Annotated in this window: 2 protein-coding genes; both read left to right on the forward strand. The window is 46.5% G+C overall.

Translation table 11 applies throughout. The features are described from left to right. The first annotated feature begins 13 nt into the window (after nt 1–13). The gene (locus ACSLBF_RS02675) at nt 14–6,706 is read left to right on the forward strand and encodes an amino acid adenylation domain-containing protein (RefSeq protein WP_440055081.1); all 6,693 of its coding nucleotides are present in this window, start codon (nt 14–16) and stop codon (nt 6,704–6,706) included. After that, a complete protein-coding gene (locus tag ACSLBF_RS02680) occupies nt 6,706–20,433 on the forward strand; it encodes an amino acid adenylation domain-containing protein (RefSeq protein WP_440055082.1) in 13,728 nt (4,575 codons plus the stop codon). Before ACSLBF_RS02675 ends, ACSLBF_RS02680 begins: the two co-directional genes overlap by 1 nt. Nucleotides 20,434–20,445: the final 12 nt, after the last annotated feature.

Genomic DNA, 20,445 nt, shown 5'->3' on the forward strand with positions numbered 1-20,445 from the left:
AGTAAAGATTACCATGAAAGCAATAAAAATTATTAAACAATGCAGAGCGTTAGGTATTAACTTAAGTGTCATCAACGGGCAGATTAAAGTTCAGGGAGCAAAGTCAAAACTAACCAAAGAGCTCGTCGAAGATCTAAAACAGAACAAAGTTGAAGTGATCCAGGTTTTAGAAGCGGCTGAACAACAAAAGCAACAGTCTAGCCGGTTTACCTTATCAGACTTCCCGCTGGCGCAGTTGGAACAGTCGCAATTGCAGTCGATAGAACGCGATTATCAGCACATTCAAGATCTTTACGTTAGTACGGCAATGCAGCGAGGCATGTTATTTCACGGTATGTTAGATGGTGAAGAAAACGCCTACGTTAACGTCACCTATTGCGACCTGTTTGGTGAGCTGGACATTGCTGCATTTAAAGGTGCTTGGCAGGCAGTGGTTGCCAAACATGATATTTTCCGTACCTGCTTTGTCGGTTTCGATTTTGAAGTGATCCATCAATTAGTGCAAACTCACTGTGAGCTAGACTTTGAAGTGCTGGATTGGTCACAACATTCTGATTTAGAAGCTAAATTAGACGAGCTAAGAGCGCAAGAAACAAGAACACGTTTTGACTTTGGTCAAGCGCCATTGATGCGCTGGAAGCTAGTGAAACTAGCCGAGAGCAAGTATCACTTTATTTGGAGTAATCACCATGCTTTGTTAGATGGTTGGTGTTCTTCATTGGTCTTTAGCGAAGTATTGGCGAATTACATTGGTAATACCGGTGTGCAGTTACCTCATTCATTTCCAGCCGCAGTGCCTTACAAAAATTACATTCAATGGTTGCGCTCGCAATCAAAAGAAGCTGCACAAACCTATTGGCGTTCCGTCGTTGGAGATATTAGCGAAAAAACTGAGCTTCCTATGGTGCAAAGTGATATCGCAGGAGAAAGCGAATATTGCGTCACCATCGCAGCTGATTTGACAGAGCAATTAGTTGCTTTGGCCAAGCGTGCAAAATGTACCGTTAATGTACTAGTCCAAGCCGCATGGTCTGCGATTTTGCACTATTACACGGGGGATGAAAAAGTGGTGTTTGGTGCCACAATTTCTGGACGTCCTGCAACGCTTGCGAACGTAGAGTCAATCGTAGGTCTATTTATTAATTCGTTGCCTGTTGCTGCCACATTTGATCGTAACGCGTCACTACAAAGTCTATTTAATCAATTGCAACAATCTAATACCGAAAGTCAAGAATATGGTTACTTCTCTCTCGCTGAAATCCAGCAGTTATCAGACGTATCATCAGGTAGTGGGCTATTTGATAGCTTGGTAGTGTTTGAAAACTATCCTATTGACACAGCAGTAAAGGAGAGTAGTGCAGCCTTACCCATTGAAATTGAAAATGTTGGTTCGTTTGGAGAAACCAACTTTCCATTAACTCTGGTAGTCAGCCAGTCAGAAACAATACACATTAAGCTGAGGTATAAAAGGGGACTGTTTAGTGATTCATTAATCGCAACTATAGCGAGTAATTTGCAGTCTCTGTTAGGGACTATGTCTGAGATGCAGACGTCTAATGCGGTAGGTGAATTATTGGGTGTAGTACTAAATCGAGATGAACATTCTTTACAAACAGAGTTAGCGGCGTTAGCAAACTATGAACCTAAATATTGCTTGCATGAAATATTTGAACAACAAGTTGAACAACATGCGGATCGTATCGCGGTAGTATGTAATGAGGAGCAGTTGAGTTACGCTCAACTTAATCAAAAAGCCAACCAATTAGCCCACCTGTTACGTGAAAAAGGGGTAAAACCAGACGCTTTAGTCGCCTTATGTTTAGATAGAAATGTCGACATGGTAGTAGCCCTGTTAGCCGTGCTCAAGGCTGGTGGCGCGTATGTGCCAGTCGATCCTAGATATCCTCAGTCTCATTTAACCCATGTGTTACAAGATGCGAAGCCATCGTTGGTGATTACGGTTTCAGCCCATGCCGAGATAGCCTCTGATTGCGATGCTGAAATAGTGGAATTAGATTCAGATATGCTGCTGACAGGCTACAGCCAGAGCAATGTTAGTCAAACAGATTCAGGGGTGCAGCCACACCATTTGGCTTATGTGATTTATACCTCAGGCTCTACGGGTAAGCCTAAGGGCGTGATGATTGAACATCACAACGTGGTGCGATTGATGGCATCCGCGGAGAAGCATTTCCAATTCAGTGAACACGATACTTGGACGCTATTCCATTCCTATGCTTTTGACTTTTCAGTGTGGGAGCTTTGGGGGGCATTTTTCTATGGTGGCAAACTAGTTGTTGTGGACTATGCGCAAAGCCGAGATCCTGTTGCGCTAATCAATATTATCGAACAGCACCAAGTTTCGGTACTAAACCAAACGCCGTCTGCATTTTATCAGCTGTTAGCAAATCTACCTGAAAACGCATTGCTTGCTTCATTACGCTATGTCGTATTTGGTGGTGAGGCTTTAGAAACGCAAAAGCTAGTTTCCTGGTTTGCTAGAGCGGGCTGTGAGCAAACGCAATTGGTCAACATGTATGGCATCACGGAAACAACGGTACATGTTACATTTGCAGAAGTTAACAGTGCAGATAAACGAGCATCGGGCATAGGTAAACCGTTAGATGATCTAGCAGTGTTGGTTTGTAACCCATATCAAGAAATCGTACCACAAGAAGTCACCGGAGAAATGCTGGTTACGGGTGGAGGCTTAGCTAGAGGGTATTTAAACCGTCCAGAACTTAATGCGGAACGCTTTGTAGAGCTGACTATCGCTGGCAGACAAGTACGCTGTTATCGCTCGGGAGATCTATGTAAGCGAGATGCGCAAGGTAACCTTTTCTATCAAGGTCGTATTGATCATCAGGTAAAAGTTAGAGGCTTTAGAATTGAGCTTGGAGAGATCCAATATCACTTATTGCAGCACCCAGCGCTAAATGATGCGGTCGTGATTGCAGATCAAATGCCCAGTGGCGATAAACGACTTGTTGCGTATTTTTGTGTTCGAGCTGAGGCTCAATATGCTAGCTCATGGTCTGAAGTGTTACGCGAATTTTTGGCTGAAAAACTCCCAGCTCATATGATCCCTGCATTATTTGTCGAGGTGGAGAGTTTTAAACTGACGAATAATGGCAAAGTCGATTTACGAGCTTTACCAAAGCCTGAGTCAGCTGCGTTGCAGAGTATTTATGTCGCACCTAGCACAGAGTTGCAAATACAGTTGTGTACTATCTGGCAGACAGTATTCCAAACTGAACAGGTAGGTATTGAAGATAATTTCTTCTCATTAGGCGGCGACTCCATTTTGGCCATTCGTATTACGGCGATGGCTAAACAGCAAGGTATTGATCTAACGCTATCGGATTTATTTGAGCTGCAGTCCATTGCCAAAATTGCCGCACTAGATAAGTTCCAATCTGCAAATGCTGCGCAAGAAACAGAATTACAACCTTTTGCATTGTTGAACGAAGAAGAGCGTAATCGATGTGCACAATTTGTAGATGCTTATCCGCTTTCAACATTGCAAGAAGGAATGGTATTTCACACGGTCATGGAAGAAACCATGTACCACGATATTATGTCCCATCATATCGAATGGCAATGGGATGAAAGTAAGTTTGCACAAGCGCTTGCCAACATGGTTGAGCATCACCCGATACTTAGAACCAGCTATGATCTATCGGGTGATAGACCTTTACAACGCGTGCACGCATCGATTCCACTTCCACTGCAAGTTGTTGATATATCGGGGCAAACAACACCGCAGCAAGATCAGTTTGTGGCTGATTGGATTGAGCAAGAAAAACGTAATCCATTCATCTGGGAGCAAGCGCCGTTATTTAGACTATTTATTCATTTACGCGGCGAAAATAGCTTCCAGTTCACGCTCAGTTGCCATCACTCTATTTTAGATGGTTGGAGTGTCGTATCTCTTAAAACTGAGTTATATGGCATGTATCGTCAATTGCTCAACGAGCAGCCGATGAACGCACTTGAGTTAGATTGGGCGCAGCGAGATTTTGTGGCCCAAGAACTTAGCGCTATGTCAGATCAGCAAGCGCGAGATTATTGGATGTCTGCTATCACTGACGCACCAAATAAGCAGATCCCTGAATTGCCGAGTACACCAAACGAAGTTGTTGCTGCGGACAATGTGGTCATGGTTGAGCAGGTTAACCAATACGCACAATCAGCAATTAAATTAGCTCGACAACTTGGCGTACCGTTACAACATGTTTTGTTGGCTGTGCATTTTAAAGTGTTGGCCTTTGTTAGTGGTAGCGACAAGGTGATCAGTTGTGTGACTAATAATGGTCGTCCAGAAAAACAAGGTGGAGATTCCGGTTTTGGACTGTTTTTGAACTTGCTGCCAGTCAGTATCAATGTTCAACAAGGTAGTTGGGCTGAGCTTATTCAAACTATCAAGCAAACCATGATTGACAATGCCAAATATCGTCATTTTCCTCTGTCAATTATTCAACGTGAAAGTCAGCGAGACTTTTCCGAAGTTACCTTTAACTACACGCATTTTCATGGGTATCAGGACGTAGCGGGTGATCAAGAAGTAAGCGTGGTCGATTCGACAAACTTCGCGCAGGCTAATTTTGACTTTAAGGTGATGTTCCAACGAGCCCATGAGTCAGATATTTTGAACTTGGCTATTCGCTACAATCAGTCGAAATACTCACATCAACATATCAGCATGATAGCGGATTGTTATTTACAAGCGTTACAAAGCCTAGTTTCAGCTCCAGAGCAACAACATGCCAAGCTTAGCTTAATACAACCAAAACAACTGGCAAAGTTGGATAGTTTTGGCGTAAGTGAAAAAGACGATAGATTTGCCACAACGAGCTTTGTAAAGGAATTTGAAGCGCAATGCGAGTTATCTCCGCAAACGCTCGCGGTAGTGGTCGGCTCACAGCAACTCACTTACGAACAGCTTAATCAGCGAGCTAATCGATTAGCACACTTCTTGTTGGATCAAGGTCTTGGTCAAGGGGATTACATCGGTATATTCACTTTGCGCAACCTTGAGCTTTATATTGCGATGCTTGCAGTGCAAAAAATTGGTGCGGCATATGTACTTATTGAACCAAATAATACCCAGCAGCGAATTAAATATATTCTAGATGATGCGGATATCGAATTAGTATTGACGCAGTCTTCTCTCATAGAGCAGCTTCCCCTGCGCGGGATTGATGTTTTGACCCTAGAAGAGAGCTTGAACGATCCGACTTGGCTTGAGGAATATGAGGCAGATAACCTAGAGATTCATACTCAAGCGGAGTATCAGCAGGGGACCGCCTATGTTATTTACACCTCAGGTACAACAGGGCAGCCCAAAGGAGTTGAAATCGCCTATCGCAGCATGACTGACTATCTTTGCTTTGCTTCTAAGCATTATTTTTCAGATCACCTGCAAGGCTCAATCGTGAGTACGTCACATGGCTTTGATCTCGCAATCCCAGGGTTATTGTTACCGTTAATGAGAGGAAAAACAGCAAACTTAGCGCCTTGGGGAGAAGAAATCGAAAGTCTGAAAGCATTATTGTTAAGCAGCAATGCTGGTTGTCTCGTTCGATTAACACCGATGCATATACAAGCTGTGCTTGATTTGCTTGATGGCATAGTTTGCGACGCGCCACATACCTTCGTGATTGGGGGAGATACGTTGACAATGGAACGGTTGTTTAGCGTACGTCACGTCTTTCCTAAAGCCAAGGTGTTCAACCATTATGGTCCAACAGAGACTGTGGTTGGTTGTACCATTTTTGATACGTCGGAATTAACCATTGAGCATAAACTTGAGTCTGTGCCAATAGGTAAGCCTATGGATAACACTCAGGTTCGCGTATTAGATAAGCATTTGCGTCCAGTACCAGTCGGCACGACAGGGGAACTGTTTGTTGCTGGGGAATGTGTTGCTAAAGGATATCTTAACAAGCCGGAGTTGACTGCTGAGAAGTTTATAACATTGGCTGACAATGAAGGGGTTCAGCGTCGATTTTATCGGACCGGAGATCAGGTTCGCTGGTTAGCCGATGGTAATCTGCAGTTTGGTAGCCGTATTGATGGACAGGTAAAAGTGCGAGGTTACCGAGTTGAATTGGCTGAAATTGAATCGGTCCTCCGTCAGACCCAACTGGTAAAAGATGTCGCTGTTATTACATTTGAACAGGGCCAAGAGCTGAGTATTGCAGCTTATGTTGTACCAAACGAAAGCTGTATATCATTGTCAGTATTGCAAAAAGCTTGTACTGATCTGCTACCGAGCTATATGTATCCAAGTGCCTTTGTGGAACTTGAAAGGTTGCCTACCAATGCCAACGGCAAGTTAGATAAGTCGGCTTTACCGAACGTCTCTGAGTCCCAATCGGATCAGCAGCACTATGTTGCACCGGAAACGGCAGATCAAAGAAAAATGTGTGCTATTTGGGAAAAGTTATTAGATGTGCCGCAAGTGGGTATTAGAGATGACTTTTTCGCATTAGGTGGGCATTCATTGTTAGCAACCAGACTGATCAATATTATCAAGAAGGAAACGGGTAAAACCATTCCGCTGAAAGCGCTGTTTGCCCATTCAACGGTAGAGGCCCTGTGTAATCTAGCAGAAGAAGAATTAGTGTCTGCAAATTTGATGTCCATAACCCCAATTAGTCAAGCCATTGAAGAAAGTGAGTTGACGGAAGAAGGTGAGTTGTAATGGTCATCGAGATAGTCAAACAAGCTGAGGTTGCAGGAATTCACCTGTATCTTGAAGATGGAAAATTGAAGTTTAAAGCTCGCCAAGGTGCAATGACGCCAGAGCTTAAACAGCAAATAGTGTCGGCGAAGCAAGAAATAATTAGTTTTTTATCGAATCGCCCTAGCCCAAAAAATGACAACAAACGTTACCCCGTGTCGTTCTCACAGCAGCGTTTGTGGTTTATTGATGCGATGCAAGGTAGCTCGGTGGAATACAACATGCCGATGGCGCTGTCGGTAAAAGGTCACTTAGACCTTGAAGTACTGACACGAGTGTGTGAGCACATTATTGCTAGACATGAAGTGCTACGCAGTGTGTACGTTGAACACGAAACGCAAGCGGGGGTGGTACAGCAACAGGTATTACCGATGTCAGCGGTGACGTTTAGAGTGCAAGAGCAAGACTTCCGAGGGTTATCGGTTGAAGCACAACAGCAAGCGGTAGCACAGGCGATAAAAGACAACGCGTTAACCGGGTTTGATTTATCCAAGGACCTGATGTTGCGGGTGGGCTATATCCATACAGGGTTAGCACAGCAAGATGGGGTGTTGTTGTTTAACATGCACCATATAGCATCAGATGGTTGGTCCATGGCGTTACTCAACAAAGAGTTTGCGCGGTTATATCAGGCGTTTTCACAAGGAGAAGCCAGTCCATTACCAGCGTTAGCGATTCAGTATGGCGATTATGCACATTGGCAACGCACGCACCTAGAAGGTGAGGTGTTAGAGCGGCAGTTGAGTTACTGGACAGAGCAGCTTGCGGATGCGCCGAGTTTACATAGCTTAGCACTGGATTATCCACGCCCTGAGACGAAGCAATTTGCAGGAGCGGTGGTACGAGGTCAGTTAGATAAGTCGGTACGAGATGGCTTAGCGCGGTTAGCCAAAGCGCATGGGTTAACGCCGTTTATGTTGCTGCATGGAGCGCTGAGCTTAGTGTTATCCAGACACAGCTACAGCGAAGATATCGTGATAGGGACGCCGGTGGCGAATCGGATGCAGCGAGAGCTAAGTGAGTTAATCGGGTTTTTTGTGAATACTTTGGTGCTGCGAGTGAACACCAATCATGAAGACTTAGGGGGTTACTTAGCGCATGTAAAACAAGTGCACTTAGATGCTCAGTCGAATCAGGATGTACCGTTTGAGCAATTGGTAGAGCGTTTACAAGTCCCTCGAAGTACGGCGTATACGCCGCTGTTCCAAATCATGCTAACAACGCAAAATGACTATGGGATTGACAGTGAGCAAGAGTCACAATCAATAGGCGTCGCTGATCTTGAGTTGACACGCCTGCTATCGAGTGAGATGCAGTCCAAATTCGATTTGGATGTACACATTAATCTTAACGAAACAGGAGTACTACTGAAATGGACTTACGATAAGTCTTTATTTAGCGACATCCATATTCAGCAGCTTAATGACCACCTTGCCACATTATTAACGGCTTTGTCTGAATCTACGACTCATTCTGCTACCGCGCTGAAGCAGTTAAGTTTATTAAGCCGTCAAGAGCAGCAGCAACTGATCTCAAACCACAATGATAATGCTCGCCAACTGAGTGGCAAACTTGCCATTAATGAGTTGCTTGAGCAAAGTGCCCAACGTGCACCGGAGCAGGTTGCACTGATCAGTGCTGAAGGTGAACTCACTTACGGTGAACTGAATGCGCAAGCGAACCGTGTCGCGTATTATCTGCAGCAACATTATCACATTCAACGTGGTGATATCGTGGCGATTGGTTGTCGACGTTCAGCACAACAACTTATCGCGATGTTAGCCGTTTTAAAAGCGGGGGCAGCTTATCTACCTGTAGACCCTGTTGCTCCGGTATCGCGCATACAAACAGTTTTTGAAGATGCGGCGCCCAAGCTGTTGCTGACTTACCTTGAATCAACAGCAACAATTACACAAACGGTGTGTCCGTTTGTTAACATGGACCAAGTGATAGAGCAGTCACAATCCTACCCTGCAAATGATGTGTTTATTGCTGAGCGTCAGGCAAGTGATGATGCATATATTATCTATACCTCGGGGTCGACAGGTAAACCAAAAGGTGTGCGTCAAACCCATCAAACGATTATCAACTTGCTTGAGTCAACGGTAGATGAAGCACAGGCATTAAAAACACTGCAATTCACCCCTCTTACTTTTGATGTTTCAGTCCAAGAAATACATGCAGCACTTTACAGTGCATCGACCTTGGTGCTCATCGACGAGACACAAAAAGAAGATTTAATCACACTGGCGGACTACATCGCTGAGCTGCAAATCGAACGGTTGTTTATACCTCCCATGGTGTTTGATTTTTTTGCTTCACAATGGCAGCAAAAAAACACGACAACGGCGCTAAAAGAAGTTTATGTCGCGGGAGAAAAGCTAGAGCTAACACCTGCGATTAGGGCGTGCTTAGCAGATACAGAGATGCAGCTTTTCAACCACTATGGACCAACAGAAACACATGTTTGTACTGCCGCCTCAATCGTAGGTACTGAAAAAGAGGTAACCATAGGAAGGGCTATCAACAATACCAGTTTGTTTATTTTACAAGATGGTCTGTTGGCACCAGAAGGGGCGGTGGGTGAGTTATACGTTGGTGGTTTAGGGGTTGCGAATGGCTATCTAAACCGAGCTGAGCTAACGGCAGAGCGGTTTGTAGATAACCCTTACTTTGATGCCAACAATCCTTGTAGCAGTGCACGTTTGTACAGAACGGGAGACTTGGTGCGTTACCGTGCGGATGGCACGTTGGCGTTTATCGGGCGTGCGGATGACCAAGTTAAAATCCGCGGCTTTAGGATAGAGCTTGGGGAAGTTGAAGCGCAGGTGAATGCGGTTGAAGGAGTAGACAGTAGTGTTGTACGAGTATGTGAGTTGGCGGGCAGTGCGCAGTTGGTGGCCTATGTCAAAGCACAGGATGAGGTGAGCGCCATAACGGATAGCGTTCGCGAGACCTTGACGGCGCGTTTACCGAGCCACTTGGTGCCAGCGGTATTTGTAGACATTACGGAATGGCCGTTGACGAGCAATGGCAAAATCAACAAGAAGGCACTGCCGATACCGGATGGTGTGGGGTTACAAGGCGAATATGTTGCCCCGAGTACGGATAATGAGCGAGCTTTAGTTGGTATTTGGAGTGAGTTACTGGGTGTTGCGGAAGATAAAATCAGTGCCAATGCGAACTTCTTTGAGTTGGGCGGACATTCGTTATTGGTGGTGCGCTTGGTGGCAGAAATTCGTGCGCGGTTGGCAGCGGAGCTGGCGATAAAAGCAGTCTTTACCGCTCCAGTTTTATCGGATTTAGCAGCTTTACTAGAACATCAATCAGGTCATGTACTTCCGCCAATTAAAGCGGTTGAGCGAGAAAGTGGGCGTTTACCCGTGTCGTTCTCACAGCAGCGTTTATGGTTTATTGATGCGATGCAAGGTAGCTCGGTGGAATACAACATGCCGATGGCGCTGTCGGTAAAAGGTCACTTAGACCTTGAAGTACTGACACGAGTGTGTGAGCACATTATTGCTAGACATGAAGTGCTACGCAGTGTGTACGTTGAACACGAAACGCAAGCGGGGGTGGTACAGCAACAGGTATTACCGATGTCAGCGGTGACGTTTAGAGTGCAAGAGCAAGACTTCCGAGGGTTATCGGTTGAAGCACAACAGCAAGCGGTAGCACAGGCGATAAAAGACAACGCGTTAACCGGGTTTGATTTATCCAAGGACCTGATGTTGCGGGTGGGCTATATCCATACAGGGTTAGCACAGCAAGATGGGGTGTTGTTGTTTAACATGCACCATATAGCATCAGATGGTTGGTCCATGGCGTTACTCAACAAAGAGTTTGCGCGGTTATATCAGGCGTTTTCACAAGGAGAAGCCAGTCCATTACCAGCGTTAGCGATTCAGTATGGCGATTATGCACATTGGCAACGCACGCACCTAGAAGGTGAGGTGTTAGAGCGGCAGTTGAGTTACTGGACAGAGCAGCTTGCGGATGCGCCGAGTTTACATAGCTTAGCACTGGATTATCCACGCCCTGAGACGAAGCAATTTGCAGGAGCGGTGGTACGAGGTCAGTTAGATAAGTCGGTACGAGATGGCTTAGCGCGGTTAGCCAAAGCGCATGGGTTAACGCCGTTTATGTTGCTGCATGGAGCGCTGAGCTTAGTGTTATCCAGACACAGCTACAGCGAAGATATCGTGATAGGGACGCCGGTGGCGAATCGGATGCAGCGAGAGCTAAGTGAGTTAATCGGGTTTTTTGTGAATACTTTGGTGCTGCGAGTGAACACCAATCATGAAGACTTAGGGGGTTACTTAGCGCATGTAAAACAAGTGCACTTAGATGCTCAGTCGAATCAGGATGTACCGTTTGAGCAATTGGTAGAGCGTTTACAAGTCCCTCGAAGTACGGCGTATACGCCGCTGTTCCAAATTTCGATGACGACAGAAACCAACTATGGTGTTACGCAGCATGAGACAGAATCGCAAGCTGGCGCTGGAGTGACCTTATCGGCGATGGGTAACGATAGTGTTCAGGCGAAGTTCGACTTGGATATTCACCTCAGTCTGCAAGACGATGGCGTTAAGGTGAACTGGATTTATGATACGAGCCTGTTTAGTGACACGCATATTGAAAAGCTAAATCAACACTTGTGTCAGCTATTAAAGGAATTAAGTTGTGTCGTTACAACGGGTAATGTTGCTCTTAACCAACTCGAAATGTTGACCGAAAATGAGCGAGAAAAGTTACTATATGACTACAATCATGTCGCGATTGATTACCCGACAACAGCGTGTATTCACACATTATTTGAACAACAAGTGCAGCAGACGCCTGATGCAATAGCGGTTAGATATCAGGAGCAGGCGCTGACTTATCAGCAAGTGAATGAAAGAGCCAACCAGTTGGCCTACTACCTTAAGCGTAATTTCAATATTGCGCCAGATATGTTAGTTGGGTTATGCGTAGAACGGTCGCTGGAAATGCTAATAGGCATGTTGGCTATTCTTAAATCCGGTGGTGCTTATGTTCCGTTAGATCCCAGCTATCCTCAAGAGCGGTTAAGTTATTTGATAGACGATGCTCAACTTGGAGTAATTGTCACACAGAATAAAGTATCCCATGTGTTGAGCAGGTTTACTGGCGAGCTGATCAATGTTGAAGGGATCGGTGTGGCAGAAACACAGGGAGCATGGAGTGAAGAATCGGCACATAACCCCGAACTGCATCATATAAATGCACAAAACCTTGCGTATGTGATTTACACATCCGGCTCTACGGGCAAACCTAAAGGAGTATTAACCCCGCATCTAGGCGTTGTGCGTTTGGTCATTGGGCAGCGCTTTATGACACTTAACGCTCAAACGGTCATGATGCAATGTGCCAATATCGCATTTGATGCCGCGACGCTAGAAATATGGGGACCATTGCTCAATGGCGGGCAGGTGGTTCTCTACCCTCATTCTGAACTATTACCAACGACGCTTAATGAAGAAGTCGCGCGTCATTGTGTGAATACATTATGGCTCACAGCGGGGTTGTTTCGGGAGTGGTCGTTCCATGTTCCGACAGACAGTCCGTTAGAGCAGGTATTAGCCGGTGGGGATGTGCTGGATACCAGTGCGATTGAGCGAACATTACGATATTTGCCGCAGGTGCAGTTAATAAATGGCTATGGTCCAACGGAAAATACGACGTTTTCAACGACCTATCAGTTTTCCTCATCACGCGAGTATAAGCTGGTGCCAATAGGTAAAAAGCTTAGTTCTGATGTTACTTATATCTTGGGTTTACATGGAGAGTTGGTACCAGAGGGGGCAATAGGTGAGCTATATGTTGGAGGAGATGGGCTTGCTAGAGGTTACTTAAACCGCGCAGAGCTCACGGCAGAGCGTTTTATTAATAATCCTTACTATGATGAAAAAAACCGCAGCTCCGAGCGACTGTACAGAACTGGAGATTTGGTTCGCTATTTACCAGAAGGCGATTTAGCGTTTGTTGGACGAACGGATAACCAAATAAAGGTTAGAGGTTTTAGAGTCGAGTTAGGTGAGATTGAATCTCAGCTGGGACAGCTTGAAGCCGTAGATTCTGCGCTGGTGCTTGTTCGTGAAGTGTCAGGAAGTGCGCAGCTTATTGGATATGTGAAAGCCAAAGAGCAGGTGGCACACGAGTGTGACTTTTTGACAGTCGTGAAAGCACAACTGAGTGAGCAGGTTCCCGAATATATGGTACCTAACCGCATGGTGGTGGTTTCAGATTGGCCGTTAACAGCAAATGGTAAGGTAGACCGTAGAGCGCTCCCAGAGCCAGATATCGCCAGTGATAATTACCTTGCACCTGCATCGTCAAATGAACAAGTACTGACCACGATATGGTCAGAGCTTCTAGATATTCCCAAGGATAAAATCAGTGCCAATGCGAACTTCTTTGAGTTAGGCGGACATTCGTTATTGGTGGTGCGCTTGGTGGCAGAAATTCGTGCGCGGTTGGCAGCGGAGCTGGCGATAAAAGCAGTCTTTACCGCTCCAGTTTTATCGGATTTAGCAGCTTTACTAGAACATCAATCAGGTCATGTACTTCCGCCAATTAAAGCGGTTGAGCGAGAAAGTGGGCGTTTACCCGTGTCGTTCTCACAGCAGCGTTTATGGTTTATTGATGCGATGCAAGGTAGCTCGGTGGAATACAACATGCCGATGGCGCTGTCGGTAAAAGGTCACTTAGACCTTGAAGTACTGACACGAGTGTGTGAGCACATTATTGCTAGACATGAAGTGCTACGCAGTGTGTACGTTGAACACGAAACGCAAGCGGGGGTGGTACAGCAACAGGTATTACCGATGTCAGCGGTGACGTTTAGAGTGCAAGAGCAAGACTTCCGAGGGTTATCGGTTGAAGCACAACAGCAAGCGGTAGCACAGGCGATAAAAGACAACGCGTTAACCGGGTTTGATTTATCCAAGGACCTGATGTTGCGGGTGGGCTATATCCATACAGGGTTAGCACAGCAAGATGGGGTGTTGTTGTTTAACATGCACCATATAGCATCAGATGGTTGGTCCATGGCGTTACTCAACAAAGAGTTTGCGCGGTTATATCAGGCGTTTTCACAAGGAGAAGCCAGTCCATTACCAGCGTTAGCGATTCAGTATGGCGATTATGCACATTGGCAACGCACGCACCTAGAAGGTGAGGTGTTAGAGCGGCAGTTGAGTTACTGGACAGAGCAGCTTGCGGATGCGCCGAGTTTACATAGCTTAGCACTGGATTATCCACGCCCTGAGACGAAGCAATTTGCAGGAGCGGTGGTACGAGGTCAGTTAGATAAGTCGGTACGAGATGGCTTAGCGCGGTTAGCCAAAGCGCATGGGTTAACGCCGTTTATGTTGCTGCATGGAGCGCTGAGCTTAGTGTTATCCAGACACAGCTACAGCGAAGATATCGTGATAGGGACGCCGGTGGCGAATCGGATGCAGCGAGAGCTAAGTGAGTTAATCGGGTTTTTTGTGAATACTTTGGTGCTGCGAGTGAACACCAATCATGAAGACTTAGGGGGTTACTTAGCGCATGTAAAACAAGTGCACTTAGATGCTCAGTCGAATCAGGATGTACCGTTTGAGCAATTGGTAGAGCGTTTACAAGTCCCTCGAAGTACGGCGTATACGCCGCTGTTCCAAATTTCGATGACGACAGAAACCAACTATGGTGTTACGCAGCATGAGACAGAATCGCAAGCTGGCGCTGGAGTGACCTTATCGGCGATGGGTAACGATAGTGTTCAGGCGAAGTTCGACTTGGATATTCACCTCAGTCTGCAAGACGATGGCGTTAAGGTGAACTGGATTTATGATACGAGCCTGTTTAGCGGTGCACATATTCAGCAAATGCAGTCACACTTATTAGAGCTATTGACTGTATTTGCCCAATTGCCGGTAGAGCAAGAGCAAGCAATTACACTGACTCAGTTATCGATGATAACGGAGCAAGAGCGTCAGCAGCTACTCACTGTGCCGAACATGTGCGCAGATAGTGGTACGCCAAAACACGCTGCCTTACAGTTTGAAGCACTGGCGGCTGAACGTGCAGAGCAAGAAGCGGTGCGTTGTGAGGGAGAGTCAATCAGTTTTGCAGCGCTGGATGCACAAGCGAACCAGTTGGCGGGCTATCTAAAAGAGCAGTATCAAGTCACCGCAGGAGCGCGGGTTGGACTGTGTTTATCACGTTCAATCGACATGCTGGTTGCGATAGTGGCGGTGTGGAAATTGGGCGCAGCTTATGTGCCATTAGATCCGACACATCCCGTTACTCGAATTCAAGACATTGTTGAAGATGCAGAGTTGTCGGTGGTGTTGTGTGAAACGGCGACGAGCTCCTTACTTGCAGGCAGTGGCTCGCAGTCGGTGATATTGACGCAAGCCAAGACACAATATCAGCATTACAGCAAAGCGCGCTTAGTCGATGTCAAACTAAGTGCCGAGCAAGTTGCCTATGTGATTTACACCTCAGGCACAACGGGTAAACCGAAAGGAGTGGAGGTTACGCATCGCAACTTAACGATGCTTGCTGATGAGATGGACACTTGGTTTGATGATGTCAAAAAAGTAGGGTGGTGTGCGAACTATATTTTTGATGCGTCTTTACAAGGACTGTGTTTTCTAGCCAAAGGTAAAACACTGAGTGTACTGACAGAAACACAGAAAAAAGACCCTACGCTCTTAAAAACTTGGCTGACAACAGAGCAAGTTGATGTCTTAGATTGTACACCGAGCTTACTGAGTTACTGGTTAGAAGCGTTGTCGTTAAGTGATATGCCGCATCTGCTTATAGGTGGTGAAGCTATCCACTCAGCACTTTGGCAAGCGCTTGCGGCGCAAAGTGCGGTGTCATCACAGTGTTTTTATAACGTCTATGGGCCGACAGAATGTACGGTGAACAGTACGGTGACGAAGATAGCGGGAGATACTCCGCATATAGGTCGAGCGCTACCGTATGCACAACTGGTGATTGCGCATCCAACACAGCATGACCTAGTGCCAATGGGGTGTGTTGGTGAGTTATACGTTGGTGGTTTAGGGGTTGCGAATGGCTATCTAAACCGAGCTGAGCTAACGGCAGAGCGGTTTGTAGATAACCCTTACTTTGATGCCAACAATCCTTGTAGCAGTGCACGTTTGTACAGAACGGGAGACTTGGTGCGTTACCGTGCGGATGGCACGTTGGCGTTTATCGGGCGTGCGGATGACCAAGTTAAAATCCGCGGCTTTAGGATAGAGCTTGGGGAAGTTGAAGCGCAGGTGAATGCGGTTGAAGGAGTAGACAGTAGTGTTGTACGAGTATGTGAGTTGGCGGGCAGTGCGCAGTTGGTGGCCTATGTCAAAGCACAGGATGAGGTGAGCGCCATAACGGATAGCGTTCGCGAGACCTTGACGGCGCGTTTACCGAGCCACTTGGTGCCAGCGGTATTTGTAGACATTACGGAATGGCCGTTGACGAGCAATGGCAAAATCAACAAGAAGGCACTGCCGATACCGGATGGTGTGGGGTTACAAGGCGAATATGTTGCCCCGAGTACGGATAATGAGCGAGCTTTAGTTGGTATTTGGAGTGAGTTACTGGGTGTTGCGGAAGATAAAATCAGTGCCAATGCGAACTTCTTTGAGTTGGGCGGACATTCGTTATTGGTGGTGCGCTTGGTGGCAGAAATTCGTGCGCGGTTGGCAGCGGAGCTGGCGATAAAAGCAGTCTTTACCGCTCCAGTTTTATCGGATTTAGCAGCTTTACTAGAACATCAATCAGGTCATGTACTTCCGCCAATTAAAGCGGTTGAGCGAGAAAGTGGGCGTTTACCCGTGTCGTTCTCACAGCAGCGTTTGTGGTTTATTGATGCGATGCAAGGTAGCTCGGTGGAATACAACATGCCGATGGCGCTGTCGGTAAAAGGTCACTTAGACCTTGAAGTACTGACACGAGTGTGTGAGCACATTATTGCTAGACATGAAGTGCTACGCAGTGTGTACGTTGAACACGAAACGCAAGCGGGGGTGGTACAGCAACAGGTATTACCGATGTCAGCGGTGACGTTTAGAGTGCAAGAGCAAGACTTCCGAGGGTTATCGGTTGAAGCACAACAGCAAGCGGTAGCACAGGCGATAAAAGACAACGCGTTAACCGGGTTTGATTTATCCAAGGACCTGATGTTGCGGGTGGGCTATATCCATACAGGGTTAGCACAGCAAGATGGGGTGTTGTTGTTTAACATGCACCATATAGCATCAGATGGTTGGTCCATGGCGTTACTCAACAAAGAGTTTGCGCGGTTATATCAGGCGTTTTCACAAGGAGAAGCCAGTCCATTACCAGCGTTAGCGATTCAGTATGGCGATTATGCACATTGGCAACGCACGCACCTAGAAGGTGAGGTGTTAGAGCGGCAGTTGAGTTACTGGACAGAGCAGCTTGCGGATGCGCCGAGTTTACATAGCTTAGCACTGGATTATCCACGCCCTGAGACGAAGCAATTTGCAGGAGCGGTGGTACGAGGTCAGTTAGATAAGTCGGTACGAGATGGCTTAGCGCGGTTAGCCAAAGCGCATGGGTTAACGCCGTTTATGTTGCTGCATGGAGCGCTGAGCTTAGTGTTATCCAGACACAGCTACAGCGAAGATATCGTGATAGGGACGCCGGTGGCGAATCGGATGCAGCGAGAGCTAAGTGAGTTAATCGGGTTTTTTGTGAATACTTTGGTGCTGCGAGTGAACACCAATCATGAAGACTTAGGGGGTTACTTAGCGCATGTAAAACAAGTGCACTTAGATGCTCAGTCGAATCAGGATGTACCGTTTGAGCAATTGGTAGAGCGTTTACAAGTCCCTCGAAGTACGGCGTATACGCCGCTGTTCCAAATTTCGATGACGACAGAAACCAACTATGGTGTTACGCAGCATGAGACAGAATCGCAAGCTGGCGCTGGAGTGACCTTATCGGCGATGGGTAACGATAGTGTTCAGGCGAAGTTCGACTTGGATATTCACCTCAGTCTGCAAGACGATGGCGTTAAGGTGAACTGGATTTATGATACGAGCCTGTTTAGCGGTGCACATATTCAGCAAATGCAGTCACACTTATTAGAGCTATTGACTGTATTTGCCCAATTGCCGGTAGAGCAAGAGCAAGCAATTACACTGACTCAGTTATCGATGATAACGGAGCAAGAGCGTCAGCAGCTACTCACTGTGCCGAACATGTGCGCAGATAGTGGTACGCCAAAACACGCTGCCTTACAGTTTGAAGCACTGGCGGCTGAACGTGCAGAGCAAGAAGCGGTGCGTTGTGAGGGAGAGTCAATCAGTTTTGCAGCGCTGGATGCACAAGCGAACCAGTTGGCGGGCTATCTAAAAGAGCAGTATCAAGTCACCGCAGGAGCGCGGGTTGGACTGTGTTTATCACGTTCAATCGACATGCTGGTTGCGATAGTGGCGGTGTGGAAATTGGGCGCAGCTTATGTGCCATTAGATCCGACACATCCCGTTACTCGAATTCAAGACATTGTTGAAGATGCAGAGTTGTCGGTGGTGTTGTGTGAAACGGCGACGAGCTCCTTACTTGCAGGCAGTGGCTCGCAGTCGGTGATATTGACGCAAGCCAAGACACAATATCAGCATTACAGCAAAGCGCGCTTAGTCGATGTCAAACTAAGTGCCGAGCAAGTTGCCTATGTGATTTACACCTCAGGCACAACGGGTAAACCGAAAGGAGTGGAGGTTACGCATCGCAACTTAACGATGCTTGCTGATGAGATGGACACTTGGTTTGATGATGTCAAAAAAGTAGGGTGGTGTGCGAACTATATTTTTGATGCGTCTTTACAAGGACTGTGTTTTCTAGCCAAAGGTAAAACACTGAGTGTACTGACAGAAACACAGAAAAAAGACCCTACGCTCTTAAAAACTTGGCTGACAACAGAGCAAGTTGATGTCTTAGATTGTACACCGAGCTTACTGAGTTACTGGTTAGAAGCGTTGTCGTTAAGTGATATGCCGCATCTGCTTATAGGTGGTGAAGCTATCCACTCAGCACTTTGGCAAGCGCTTGCGGCGCAAAGTGCGGTGTCATCACAGTGTTTTTATAACGTCTATGGGCCGACAGAATGTACGGTGAACAGTACGGTGACGAAGATAGCGGGAGATACTCCGCATATAGGTCGAGCGCTACCGTATGCACAACTGGTGATTGCGCATCCAACACAGCATGACCTAGTGCCAATGGGGTGTGTTGGTGAGTTATACGTTGGTGGTTTAGGGGTTGCGAATGGCTATCTAAACCGAGCTGAGCTAACGGCAGAGCGGTTTGTAGATAACCCTTACTTTGATGCCAACAATCCTTGTAGCAGTGCACGTTTGTACAGAACGGGAGACTTGGTGCGTTACCGTGCGGATGGCACGTTGGCGTTTATCGGGCGTGCGGATGACCAAGTTAAAATCCGCGGCTTTAGGATAGAGCTTGGGGAAGTTGAAGCGCAGGTGAATGCGGTTGAAGGAGTAGACAGTAGTGTTGTACGAGTATGTGAGTTGGCGGGCAGTGCGCAGTTGGTGGCCTATGTCAAAGCACAGGATGAGGTGAGCGCCATAACGGATAGCGTTCGCGAGACCTTGACGGCGCGTTTACCGAGCCACTTGGTGCCAGCGGTATTTGTAGACATTACGGAATGGCCGTTGACGAGCAATGGCAAAATCAACAAGAAGGCACTGCCGATACCGGATGGTGTGGGGTTACAAGGCGAATATGTTGCCCCGAGTACGGATAATGAGCGAGCTTTAGTTGGTATTTGGAGTGAGTTACTGGGTGTTGCGGAAGATAAAATCAGTGCCAATGCGAACTTCTTTGAGTTGGGCGGACATTCGTTATTGGTGGTGCGCTTGGTGGCAGAAATTCGTGCGCGGTTGGCTGTGAATACCACGATTCAGTCAGTTTTTAGAACGCCGGTATTACGAGAGTTGGCTCGACAGGAGCAACAAGTAAATTCTATAGCTCCAATTGCACGCTTGAAAGAAAGTACACATGCCGAGTTCTCCATTTTGTATATTCCTGGTGTTGCAGGAATTGCGAGCTCGTTCTCTGTAGTAAACGCTGGACTTAATTCTCTACCTTGCAATGTTTACGCTTATAACCATCGGGGAGTATTAGATGATCAGCCAGCACACGACTCTATTCATAACATTGTTGATGAAGTGATCAGTGAATTACCAGATAAAGCTCGCGAACAAAAACTCATAGTAGTTGGGCATTCATTTGGTGGTGCAGTTGCTGCTGAATTGCACTCGCGATTAAAAGCGTCAATTCGCACCATTGAAACTGTGCTGCTGGACACTTTCTTTGAGCAATCACTGGATGAAGTACATCAAGGTTTGCGTAAGCAATTTGAAAACATTGACTATGAAACCGCGGCAACAAGTCAGGTCGAAAAGTTGAAGACGATCTATTTGAAGCAGAGCAGCATATTTAGCGAATACAAACCGAATGAACAACTGCTTGAACAGCTGCACTTTATTTACGCAAGTGAGTCATTAAGCAACCCTGATAGAAAACCTTTCACTGCGACACCCTACGTAGTGTCAGGGGATCATTTTAGTATGTTACAAGCACCTGGTGCACATCAAATAATCAAAAAAATTATAACCTTATAAGGAGAAATGAAA

The organism is Pseudoalteromonas sp. T1lg65 (assembly GCF_051930985.1).
GTDB lineage: Bacteria > Pseudomonadota > Gammaproteobacteria > Enterobacterales > Alteromonadaceae > Pseudoalteromonas.